The organism is Micromonospora sp. PRAS1 (assembly GCF_059553435.1).
In genome coordinates, this window is sequence record NZ_JCANNB010000001.1 from 62,700 (window position 1) to 74,635 (window position 11,936).

General features: G+C 69.3%; 9 protein-coding genes. 2 read left to right on the top strand and 7 right to left on the bottom strand.

Features of this window, described 5'->3' with window-relative positions; all coding sequences use genetic code 11:
* Positions 1-4: 4 nt before the first annotated feature.
* Together AC507J_RS00245 and AC507J_RS00250 are read right to left on the bottom strand one after the other, a co-directional pair.
* Positions 5-1,369: an MFS transporter gene (locus tag AC507J_RS00245; protein WP_496286967.1), complete on the bottom strand. Its 1,365-nt coding sequence runs from the start codon at positions 1,367-1,369 to the stop codon at positions 5-7.
* Between the two features lie 33 nt (positions 1,370-1,402).
* Entirely contained in the window at positions 1,403-2,347 is a 945-nt protein-coding gene (locus AC507J_RS00250) for an SDR family oxidoreductase (RefSeq protein ID WP_496286969.1), read from the bottom strand.
* A 225-nt stretch (positions 2,348-2,572) separates the two neighbouring features.
* Between AC507J_RS00250 and AC507J_RS00255 the strand changes: the two genes are divergently transcribed.
* Positions 2,573-3,436, top strand: a complete 864-nt coding sequence (locus tag AC507J_RS00255; protein WP_496286970.1) for a helix-turn-helix transcriptional regulator — start codon at positions 2,573-2,575, stop codon at positions 3,434-3,436.
* A gap of 105 nt (positions 3,437-3,541) precedes the next feature.
* Here the strand turns inward: AC507J_RS00255 and AC507J_RS00260 are convergent, their stop codons facing one another.
* Positions 3,542-5,212, bottom strand: coding sequence for a right-handed parallel beta-helix repeat-containing protein (locus AC507J_RS00260; protein ID WP_496286971.1), 1,671 nt, complete (start codon positions 5,210-5,212; stop codon positions 3,542-3,544).
* A 441-nt stretch (positions 5,213-5,653) separates the two neighbouring features.
* On the opposite strand from AC507J_RS00260, the gene AC507J_RS00265 reads away from it, so the two are divergent.
* Positions 5,654-6,538 (top strand): helix-turn-helix transcriptional regulator, encoded by an 885-nt coding sequence (locus AC507J_RS00265; protein WP_496286972.1) that lies wholly within the window; start codon positions 5,654-5,656, stop codon positions 6,536-6,538.
* 71 nt (positions 6,539-6,609) lie between these two features.
* Here the strand turns inward: AC507J_RS00265 and AC507J_RS00270 are convergent, their stop codons facing one another.
* From AC507J_RS00270 to AC507J_RS00285, 4 genes are read right to left on the bottom strand one after another with little or no spacing between them, the layout of a single operon-like run.
* A complete protein-coding gene (locus AC507J_RS00270) occupies positions 6,610-8,823 on the bottom strand; it encodes a xanthine dehydrogenase family protein molybdopterin-binding subunit (protein ID WP_496286973.1) in 2,214 nt (737 codons plus the stop codon).
* A complete protein-coding gene (locus AC507J_RS00275) occupies positions 8,820-10,031 on the bottom strand; it encodes an XdhC family protein (RefSeq protein ID WP_496286974.1) in 1,212 nt (403 codons plus the stop codon). The genes AC507J_RS00270 and AC507J_RS00275 overlap by 4 nt, the downstream gene beginning before the upstream one ends.
* 48 nt (positions 10,032-10,079) lie before the next feature.
* On the bottom strand, positions 10,080-11,057 hold the full coding sequence (locus tag AC507J_RS00280) for an FAD binding domain-containing protein (protein WP_496286975.1): 978 nt from the start codon (positions 11,055-11,057) through the stop codon (positions 10,080-10,082).
* Complete coding sequence (locus AC507J_RS00285) at positions 11,057-11,518, bottom strand: (2Fe-2S)-binding protein (protein WP_496287352.1); 462 nt, start codon at positions 11,516-11,518, stop codon at positions 11,057-11,059. The genes AC507J_RS00280 and AC507J_RS00285 overlap by 1 nt, the downstream gene beginning before the upstream one ends.
* Positions 11,519-11,936: the final 418 nt, after the last annotated feature.

The window sequence follows — 11,936 nt, forward strand, 5'->3', positions numbered from 1 at the left end:
ATACTCAGCCCTGGACGACGTGGCTGCGGGGCCGGCCCGATGAGCTACCGGTCACGTTGCTCTCGGCGATGCCGCTCAGGACTGCGGACGCGGCGAGTTCGTCGCGTGCGGCGAGCCGATCGAAGCCGTGTACGGCAGGGTAGGCGTAGGGACCCAGGGTCGCGATGAGGACCGCGCCGATGACGAGTACGCCCATCAGGACCGGGATGACCGGGTCGTAGGAGCCAAACGTGTCGTATCCCAGGCCGAGCAGCAGCGGCCCGAAGGCGCTGCCGAGGAGGAACGCGGCCTGGACCGGGCCGAGGATACGTCCGAAGTTGCGGGTGCCGAGGTAGCGGGTGATGAGCACGGCGAGCAGGTCACCCTCGATCCCGAAGGCGACACCGATGAAGGCGACCGCGACGGCTGCGCTGGTGAACGGCGGATGCAGGAAGAACAGGCCGGCGATGGGGGCGAGCATCACGATCGGCCCGACGACGGCGCCATGCACGCGGTCGATGATGAAACCACCGGCCACCCGCCCGACCAGGGAGGAGAGACCGAAGATGACGAGCAGCGAAGCCGCCTGGGCATCGCTCAGCCCTCGATCGGTCATCATCGGCACGAGATGCACCTGGAGGCCGATGACCACGACTCCGACCAGGCCGAGCCCGAGGGCGATGCGCCAGAACTGCCGGGTGCGGACCGCTTCGTGGAACGTCAGACCCGGGAGTTCGAGGCTGACGTCGCGGCCCGCCACCTGCGTTTCCTTGACGAGTCGTCCGTGGACATGCCGTTCCGCCCGGGCACGCACGAACAAGGTGACCATCGTGACCGACACGACGACGGTGATCAGTGCCAGGCACACGTAGGCCAGTCGCCACCCGACGGCGTCGATGAGCACGCCCGCCAGCACCGGGGCCAGGGCCGCGCCCAGGCCGATGATGCCGGTGACGATCCCGATAGCGAGGGCGCGGTTGTTGTCGAACCAGCTCACCACGGCTCGGGTGGCCGGGACCACGGTCCCGCCGCCGAAGAGGCCCACGAAGAAGCAGGGAATGAAGTAGACCGCTGCGATCGGCGGCACCACCGCGATCAGCGCCATCGAGACCGCGAACAGCACGAAACTCGGCACGAGGATGTATCGCGCGGCGAAGCGGTCCACGACCTGCGCCACGATGAGCATGCCGAGGGCCATCCCGACGGCAGCGACGGAGTAGGCGCCGGTGACCGTGGTTCGGCTGAAGCCGGTCTCCTCGGCTATCGGCAGCACGAAGAGGCCGATGGTGGCCAGGTACATCTGGGGGCCGACGGCGGCGGCGGTGCCGCCGCCGACAACCACCCACCACGGACTCCGGGTCTTCAACGTGCGATGGACGTCGGTACTCATCGGGCTCCTCGGCTGGTCATGCGGGGTGATGGTTCAGGCCGTGACGAACGCGGTCCTGGTCAGCTGCTCGGAGACCCGCCAGACCCGCGCGGCCTCCTCGGCGCTACGCAGCGGCGGGTACATCTTCTGCACAGCCGGCGGGCCCCCCAGGTTCCCCGGGCCACTGGGCCCGTAGAGGACACCGGACCCGGCGCCCGGGTCGGTGGCCGCCATCAACGCGGGCAACTTCGCGGTCTCGACCGTGCCCAGCAAGATGCCACGAGCGGAGAGTGCCCGGATCAGCCGGTACTGCGGGATGGCCTGGCCCCGACCGATCTCCGGCCGAGCGGCCAACAGGTTGGTGGGAGCAACCCCCGGGTGGGAAAGGTTGCTGGTGATCCCCCACCCGTGCGTCCTGCTACGACGATCCAACTCCAGGCCGAACAACCCGAACGCGATCTTCGACTGACTGTAGGCACGCATAACGTGGTACGAACGATCCCAGTTCAGATCGTCCCAGTTGATTCTGCCCCGACGCGCGGCGACGCTGACCTGCGAGGTCACCCGGGCGCGACCCGCAGACAGCAGCGGCAGCAACCGAGCGACCAACGCGAAGTGCCCCAGGTGGTTGGTGCCGAACTGCAACTCGAACCCGTCGGCGGTGCGCTGGCGGTTCGGCGGTCGCATCACACCCGCGTTGTTGATCAGAATGTGGATCGGACGGCCCTCTTCCCGCAGGGTGTCACCCAGGGCCGCGACCGACTCCAACGAGGAGAGGTCCAGGCTGCGCAGCGACACCTTCGCCCCGGGAACGGCCCGCCGGATCGTCGAGATCGCGGTCGCACCCTTACCAGGGTTACGTACCGGAAGGATCACCTCAGCACCGGCTGCGGCCAACCGGACGGCCATCCCCAGCCCCATCCCGTCACTCGCCCCGGTGACCACCGCCAACTTCCCAGCCAGATCCGGGATCGCGATGTCGATCGGTTTACGTGGCATCTGCCTGCTCCTACTGCTCGACCGTCGTCTTGTCGTAACGGCACTGAGACTCGTGCACAGCGAGAGCGGCAACCAGGGTCTGTCAGTCCGTGTCTGTCGATCCGCCGAGGCGATCAGCGATCATGATCAACTCTCACCGCCGCCAGAGGGGGATCGACAATCCGTGGATGCCGACGGGCAGCCACGGTAGAACGGGACAGAAGTACGGCGCTGGAGGAAACGGACATGATCGATCGAGCCGGACTGGCCGAGTTCCTGCGTCACCGGCGGCAGGCACTACAGCCCGAGGATGTCGGCATGCCTCGGGGACAACGCCGCAGGACCGCTGGGCTTCGCCGCGAAGAGGTCGCTACCCTCTGTCACATATCCACCGATTACTACAGCCGGCTTGAACAGGAGCGTGGACCACACCCTTCCGAACGTCTGATCGCCGCCATCGCCCAGGGCCTGCACCTGTCCCTCGACGAACGCGACCATCTGTTCCGCCTCGCGGGCCATCATCCGCCGCCACGAGGCACGGACAGCGAGCACATCGGCCCCGGCCTGCTGCGTATCTTCGATCGACTCGCCGACAGTCCCGCCGAGATCGTCACGGAACTCGGTGAGACGCTGCGCCAGACCCCGATGGGCGTCGCACTCACCGGCGACACCACCCGATACTCCGGCCCGGCCCGCAGCTTGCCGTACCGGTGGTTCACCGATCCGGCCGCTCGGGCCAGATACCACCCGCAGGACCACGAGCAGATGTCCCGCGTCTTCGCCTCCGGTGCGCGTAACCTGGCCACCGTTCGCGGACCCGGTTCGAAGGCCGCCCGCCTCGCGCAGTTCCTGCTCGCCGAGAGCCGCGAGTTCGCCGAGCTGTGGCACGAACACGAAGTCGGGGTGCGCTTCAACGATGGGAAGCGCTTCGTGCATCCGGAACTCGGTGTCCTGGCGCTCGACTGCCAGACACTCCACGACCCGGGCCAGTCACACCGGCTTCTCGTCTATACCGCCGCGCCCGGCAGCGAGGCCTACCACAAGCTGCAACTACTTGCCGGTGTCGCCGCGCAGCAGATGCCCGAGAGCGTCCCGCAGGTGGCGAGCTGACCATCGGGGTCTCGTAGCTCACCGGGCGGGAGAGCGGCAGACGCCGACCGGGTGGCCGGGAGCCGACGCCGGCGTCACCTCAGCGGTGACGCCGGCGTGCGCTCGTTACGGGGTGACCACTCGGCCGCCGAAGGTCACGACGAGACGACCATCGGAGGCGAAGGACCAGCCCAGAGCCCCGGTGTACGACGAGCACCGGGATCCGTTGGTGCCGGACCAGAACTGGTTCGAGCTGTCGGAGTTGCCGATGATCCGGTCGTTCGAGCCGCCGTTGCACGAGGTGTTGTTCCGGAACACCGAGGAGCCGCCGTCGAAGTTGAAGTTGCGCTCGGCGTTGCCGATGTTGGCGTTGTTCGACACCGTCATCGTGCCGGGGTTGCGGTTGTACGTGAACCCGTGCTTGCCGTTGTTGTACGCGATGTTGCCCCGGATGGTGTGGTTCACCGCGATGTCCTCGCCGCCGAGCTTGAAGCCGTTGCGGTCACCGTTGCCGGCCTGACCGCCGTTGCTCAGCGTGCCGTTGTTGTAGGCGAGGGAGGACTCGATGGTCACCGCGCCGATGGCCCCGGTGTCGCTCTTGGTGTAGAGGTCGTAGCCGTCGTCGATGTTGTTGTGGGCCACGGTGTAGCGGAAGACGTTGCCGGGGCCGACGGTGAGCTTCGGCGCGAAACCGTCGGCGTCCTCGCCGTCGGAGTCGACGTTGTCGTGCGACACCGTGCTCACCACGAGGTTGTTGGAGGGCCACTGGTCGCGGGGCGCGTTCGCGATCAGCCGCGAGAGTTGCAGCCCCGAGTCCCGGTTGTGGCGGGTGATCGTACGCTCGATGATGTTGTTGTTGCCGGCGAGCAGGATGCCGTTGTCGCCGGCCCGCTCGACGATGATGCCGCGAATGTGCCAGTACGATCCGCCCAGCGCGAGGCCGCGGTTCGCCGGATCCTCACTCTGCGCCGAGAAGTTCAGGATCGGGGTCTCACCCGCGTACGCGAAGATGTTCTTGCGAGCGCTCGACGTGCCGTTGTTGCCCTGAGCGATTGTGATGGTCTGCGAGTAGCGGTAGGTGCCGCCACGCAGGAAGATCGTTCCGCCGGCGGGGATCCGGGTGATCGCCGAGGTGAGCGTCGTCGGGTTCGCCAACGTTCCGGCCGCGCTGTCGGTGCCGGTCGGGGCCACGTACAGGGTGTTGCCCGACGGCGGAGGCGGAGTGGTCGGCCCGGTCGTCGGCGGCGGCGTGGTCGGCCCCGTCGTCGGCGGCGGCGTGGTCGGCGGCGTGGTCGGCGGGGTCGTCGTGCCGGAGGCGTACGTCTCGAACTCGGCGACCCTCGGCGTGCCGCTCGCGCCGGTGATCTCGAAGTTGATCTTTCGTAGCGAGGTGGCGGGGAAGTTGATGGTCCCGGCTCCGGTGCCGCTGGCCAGGGTGGCACCGGTGTCGTTGTTTACCAGTCGCCAGGCGCCGATGACGCCGACCGCCCCGGCCGCCTCCCGGATGTGGACCGAGGCCACGGTGGTGGCGGAACCCCACTTGACCGAGATGCGGCCGGTCGATCCGGTCGGCGACCAGTAGCTACCCAGGTCGCCGTCGATCACATTGCCGTAGCTGGTACCGCTGGCCTTGCTGGAGCCGTCGGAGCCGGCGCCGAGACTGAGGTTTGTCGCGTTGGCGACGACCGCCGGGGCACCGTCGGCCGCGCCCGACGCCTGGGACACCGGAAGCGCCGCAATCACCACTGCTGCGGCGGCGCCGCCGACCAGAAGCCTGTGTCGCACTGCCTTTCTCACTGGTTGTCTCCTCTCGGGAGTGAACGCGATGCGAGGCACTGCCGGCACGGCCCGACACCGCAGGTGGCTACGTTTCCGCGCCATCGAACTGCAGATAGAGCGAAACATCGATGAAACATCAGGCTAGGAAAGCGCTTGCCTCCACGCAATAGCAGAGGACGTGCAGGTTTGTTGCAGAAATCCGGGCGGCGAACAGGACTCCAAGTGCGGTGGCCACCGCGCCGATAGGTTGGCCATTGCATCGACGTGCAGCGGTCCACCAGTCTTGCACGTGCCCGTCCATCTCGACGTCGCGACGGCAGCGCCGTCGCCGGCCATCGACGCGTAGCGCGCGCCCGTGCGCACCGCCCAAGGAAAGGGGGATCGCTGGTCCGTGGATGCCGGATGATGCCCGCTGTAGAGCTGTAGAGGAACGAAATCACCGCGATGGAGGACGCAGACATGATCGACCGAGCCGGACTTGCCGATTTCCTGCGCCGGCGGCGCGAGTCCCTGCAGCCTGAGGACGTCGGTGTTCCTCGCGGACGGCGACGCAGGACCGCCGGGCTCCGCCGGGAGGAGGTGGCCATGCTGTGTCACATCTCCGCCGACTACTACAGCCGGCTGGAGCAGGAGCGCGGGCCCCTCCCGTCCGACCGTCTGATCGCCGCCATCGCCCAGGGGCTGCGCCTCTCGCTCGACGAACGCGACCACCTGTTCCGCCTCGCCGGACACCAGCCTCCACCGCGCGGCCCGAACAGCGAGCACATCAGTCCGGGACTGCTGCGCATCTTCGACCGGCTCGCCGACAGTCCCGCCGAGATCGTCACGGAGCTCAGCGAGACGCTGCGGCAGACCCCGCCGAGCGTCGCGCTCGTCGGCGACAACACCCGATACTCGGGCCCTGCCCGAAGCATGCCCTTCCGGTGGTTCACCGACCCCGCCACCCGCGCCACGTACCTCCCCGAGGAGCATGAGCGCATGTCGCGGATCTTTGCCGCAGGGGTGCGCAAGGTGGCCACGCTGCGCGGACCTGGATCGAAGGCGGCGCGCCTTGCCGAACTTCTGCTCCGAGAAAGCCCCGAGTTCACTGACCTGTGGCACCGGCATGAGGTCGGAGCGACCTTCGCCGACGTCAAACGCCTCGTGCATCCGGAGGCCGGCGTACTGGAACTCAACTGCCAGGTGCTCGACGATCCGGCACAGTCACACCGGCTGCTGGTCTACACCGCCGCCCCGGGCAGCGAGAGCCACCGCAGGCTCAAGTTGCTGTCGGAGGTCGGCGCGCAGGACATGCACGACGGCGCCTCGGAGCAAGAATGGTTCACGCAGCCGGATATGGCCTGACCCGGGCGTCAACCGATCGACAGCCCCGATGAACCGGCTTCTTCGTGGCTCCTCCAAGGGGCTCGTTGCGCTCACAGCAGCTTGTCGAGGGTGATGGGGAGATCGCGGATCCGCTTGCCGGTGGCGTTGAAGATGGCGTTGGCGACAGCGGCGGCCGAGCCGACGGTGCCGAGTTCGCCGAGACCCCGGGCGCCGAGGCTGTTGATGACGGGGTCGGGCCGGTCGAGGAAGTGAACGTCGAGGTCGGGGATGTCGGCGTTGACGGGGACCATGTAGTCCGCCATGTTGCCGGCGGCCACCCGCCCGGTGTCGAGTTCGAGCGGGTTGTCCTCCAGCAACGCGTGACCGATGCCGAAGATGATGCCGCCGACGAGCTGACTCCGGGCGGCCTGGGCGTTCACAATCCGGCCGGCGTCCACGACGGTGGTGAAGCGGGTGACGCGGGGTTCACCGGTGTACCGGTTGACCCTGACCTCGCAGAAGTGCGCGCCGAAGCTGTGGAACTTGTACTCTTCCGCCTCCGGGCCGGCCTGAACCGTCGCGGTGGCCTCGACGCTCCGGCGGCCGATCGTGGTGAGCAGGCGGCCGAAGGGCATCGAGCGACCTGCCCCCCGGACTTGGCCGTTCTCGTAGGTCAGCTCCTCGCTGTTCGCACCGTGCCAGGGTGACTGCGGATTGGTGACCGCCTCCTGGAGGAGCACGGCGACCACCGCTGTGACCGCGGCCTCGACGGCCGGCACGGTACTGGCCGCGGCGGTCGATCCCACGGACGGCGCGCCCTGCGGCAGTGCGGTGTCACCGGCTTCGGCGTTCACCCGGCGCAGCGGGATGCCCAGCTCGTGGGCTCCGGTGATGGCCAGCAGCGTGGTCGCCCCGGTGCCCGTGTCCGCGGTCGCGGAGGAGACCACGGCGGTGTCGTCATCGCGCAACTGGATCCGGGCCTGAATGGGTTCCGGCCTGCGGCCGCCCGGGTAGATGGCGCTGGCCATTCCCATCCCGACCAGCCACTGCCCGTCGACCCGGCTGCGGGGCGTGGCGCGGCGGGCCGACCAGCCGAAGCGTCGGGCGCCGATGCGGTAGCAGTCGTCGAGGTGCTTACTCGACCACCCCCGATCCGTCCCGGGCGCCACGGTGGCGTAGTTGCGCAGCCGCAACGCGACCGGATCGAGGCCGGTGGCGACCGCCAGTTCGTCCATCGCGGTCTCCAACGCGAAGGCGCCGGGGGCCTCGTTGGGCGCCCGCATCGCGCAGGTCGGCGGTACGTCGAGCATGACGTGCCGCTGGTCGAACTCCACGTTCGGGCTCTTGTACAGCACGGCCGAGGTGTCCACGGCCGGATGCATCCACCGGTAGCCGACGAACGGCACCGCGGCGTCGCTCGTGTGACTTACCGCGTTGAGGACCCCGTCGCGGGAGGCGCCCAGCTTGATGGTCTGGTTCACCGCACTGCGATGGCCGACCACGGTGAACACCTGTTCCCGGGCCAGCACCAACCTGACCGGGCGGTTCAGTTGGCGGGCCGCGGCTGCGGCCAGGGCGGCGTCGAACCACGGGAAGACCCGGCTGCCGAAACCACCGCCCACGTACGGGGCGACCAGTCGCACCGCCGTCGGCGCGACACCGATCCGCATGGCCGCCACCATGGCGGAGGTGTGCGGCAACTGCGCGCCGCTGTAGAGCGTCAACTGGGTCTGGTCGCTGTTCCACTCGGCGAGCACGGAGTGGGGTTCCATCGCCACCGGATGCTGCATCGGCTGATGGAAGGACGCCTCCACGACGACGGCACTCGCGGCCAGCGCCGCATCGATCGAGTCGACTCCCGGGGCGAGGACGAGGCCGCTCGGCGCGGCTTGGCCGGGCGGCGCGGTGGCCGGCACACGAGGCTCGGTGGCGAGGGACGTACGCGGTGGCTGCTCGTCGTAGGTCGTGCTGACCAGCCCGGCGGCGTCCCGCGCCTGCTCGTACCGCTCGGCGACGATCATGGCGATGATCTGCCCCCGGAACCGGATCTGGGTGTCCTCCAGGGGTGCGTAGTTCTCCCCGGCGCCGGGCACGGGCCGTAGCCCGAGCTTGTTGTACGGGCTGTACACCGCGATGACACCGGGGGCGTGCTGTGCGGCGGCGACGTCCATGGTGCGGATCGAGCCCCGCGCGATGGTGCTGGTGACCAGGTAGGCGTGCGCCAGGTTCGCGGCCGGGTAGTCGGCCGAGTACCGGGCGGTGCCGGTGGCCTTCGCGCGGCCGTCGACGCGGTCGATGTCGCGGCCGAGTGGGGAGACGGTCATCGTGACTCCTGACTACGAGAAGAGGACCGAGGCCGGGTGATGCCGGCGCCGTGAGCGAGGTGTTCCGCCGTCCAGGCCAGCGGGAAGGAAGCCGACGACACCACGGCGCGACGGTGGATGGGTACCCCGGTGCGCAGCGGCACCCCGGAGCCGCCGAGCCGGTGCGCGACGATCTCCGCCGCGATCGACAACGCCGTCTCCTGCGGGGTACGGGCGCCGAGGTCGAGCCCGATCGGCGAGTGCAGCCGGCTGAGCTCCCCGTCGGTCAGGCCGGCCTCGCGCAGCCGCGCCAGCCGCTGCTCGTGGGTACGCCGTGACCCCATCGCCCCCACGTAACTGACCGGCAGTCGCAGGGCGGCGGTGAGCAGCGGTACGTCAACCTTCGGGTCGTGGGTGAGTACGCAGATGACGGTGTTGCCATCGAGGCGCTGGGTCGCCAGATAGCGGTGCGGCCAGTCGACGACGACCTCGTCGGCGTACGGAAATCTGTGCGGCGTGGCGAACGTGGCCCGCGCATCGCAGACCGTCACCCGATAGTCGAGGAAGACACCCAGCCGGGCCAGCGCCGCAGCATGGTCGATCGCCCCGAAGATGAGCATCCGTGGTGCCGGGGTGTTGCACTCGACAAGCAGCGTCATCGGCTCCTGGCAGTAGCCGTCAGCCACCCCGATCTCCACGATGCCGCTCGTCCCGGCGTGCAGGGCGTCGGTCGCGCGTCCGGCAGCCACCTCGTCGAGCCGTTCGTCGCCGAGGCTTCCCTCGCCAGGCCGCCCGGGACGCACCACGATCATCCGTCCGAGGTGGGCGTCCGGGCCGCGCACGACAGTGGCGACGGCGACCGGCTCGTCCCGCGCGGCGTCGATGTACGCCGCTTCCAGGCCGGGTTCGGTGCCGGGGTCGTGGTGGCGCAGGAACAGCTCGATCGTCCCGCCACAGGTGAGCCCGACGCCGATGGCGTCGTCGTCGGTGTATCCGAACCGCAGGTTCTGCGGGCCGCGGTCCCCAAGCAGCATCTCCCGGCACGCCTGGTAGACGGCCGAGTCGACGCAGCCGCCGGAGACGTTGCCCAGCACGGCACCGTCGGCGTCGACGACAAGCGACGCGCCGGGCTGGCGCGGTGCGCTGCCCTCCACCCGGGTGACGGTGGCGGTCACGAAGGGGGTCCGGCTGCGGACCAGTTCGAGGAGTTCGGTGGCGAGCTCAAGCATGAGCGCCGCCGCTGCCTGCCAGTGCGGTCACGGCCTCGGGCCTGTCGTTCATCGGTTCTCCGCCAGGACGGTGAGGGCCCGCACCAGGGTCCGACGCAGCAGCGCGGGCTTGAACCCGTTGTGCGACAGGGGCCGGGCACCGTCCGCGGCGGCGCTTACCGCCGCCTCGAAGACGTCCGCGGTGGCCGGCCGACCGGCCAGGGCCTGTTCGACCGCCGGCAGCCGCCAAGGTTTGGTGCCGACTCCGCCGGCGGCGATCCGGGCCTGCCTGATGGTGCGACCGCGCCACTCGACGGCGACAGCTGCCGAGGTGAGGGCGAACTCGTACGACTGCCGGTCGCGGATCTTGAGGTAGACGGAGTTCGCCGCCCACATCGAGCGCGGGACCGTGATGCCGGTGATCAGTTCGCCCGGTCGCAGCGCGTTCTCGACGTGGGGGGTGCTGCCGGGCAGGGTGTAGAACGTGTCGAGTGGCACCGTACGAGTGCCCTGGCCGCTGACCAGATGCACGTCGGTGCCGAGTGCCACCAGGGCGACGGCCAGATCGCTTGGGTGCGTCGCCACGCAGGCGTCGCTGGTGCCGAGGATCGCATGCGTACGGTTGATCCCGGTCAGCGCCGAGCAGCCGGTTCCGGGCTCCCGCTTGTTGCAACCGGTGGTCACGTCACGGAAGTAGCCGCACCGAGTGCGCTGCAACAGGTTCCCGCCGATGCTCGCCATGTTGCGCAGCTGGGCGGACGCGCTCAGCTCCAACGCCTGAGCGATCATCGGATAGTCCCGACGCACGTTGCGGTCGGCGGCGACATCGCTCATCCGTTCGAGTGCCCCGATGTGCAGCCCGTCACGGTCGAGCTTGATACCACGCAGCGGAAGCCGGTTGATGTCCACGACCCGGGCCGGTGCCATCACATCGAGCTTCATCAGGTCCACGAGGGTCGTACCGCCGGCCAGGAAGGCCGTGTCGGTGCCGGCGTCCGCGAGGGCCTCGCGGACGCCGCGCGGCTGGGTGAACGTGTAGGTCCGCATCAGCGCATCACCTTCTGGGCGTCACGGATCGCGTCCACGATGAACGGATAACAACTGCATCGACAGATGTTGCCCGACATGCGCTCGCGGATCTCGTCGTCGGTGCGGGCAGGGCCCTCCTGGACCATGCCGACCGCCGACATGATCTGCCCCGGCGTGCAGAAGCCGCACTGGAGACCGTCGCGCTCGATGAACGCCTGCTGCATCGGGTGCAGCACATCGCCCCGGGCCAGACCCTCGATCGTGGTGACCTCGCGCTCGTCGACAGTGGCGGCCAGCGTCAGGCAGGACAGCACCCGCCGACCGTCGACGTGCACGGTGCAGGCACCGCACTGGCCACGGTCACAGCCCTTTTTCGTGCCGGTGAGCTCCAGTTCCTCCCGCAGGGTGTCGAGCAGCGTGACTCGCGGGTCCACCCGTACCGTGACCGGCTCGCCGTTGACCTTGACCTGGACGGTCACGAGTCCGGCGCTGCCCGCCGGGGCCGCTGGCGTGGCCGGCGTGGCCGGCGCGGCCTGCGCCTCGCCTCGCAGCAGCGGTATCGCCAACGCGGCGGCGGCACCGCCACCCAGAACGCTCCGGCGGGCCACGCCCGATCGGCCCTGGCCATCGTCGTCGTTTGGATTCATCGGTTCTCCCCGGATAGACGTCGAACGGGGCGTGCTCCATCACCCTGACCGCGCAGGGAGATGGCAGCCAGGGTCTGTCGATCCGAGGTTGGGACGACAGTCGCGCCCTGCGGCGCCCCGCCAAACGGGGTCGGCCGCAGCGTCTCGCTGGCCGAAACCACGGATCGGTAGGCCCTGGCTGCTCTCCACGCAGTGCACGAGTCTCGGTGAGGGCGGCAGACCGGACCATCGATCGCCGCGGGCGCCGACG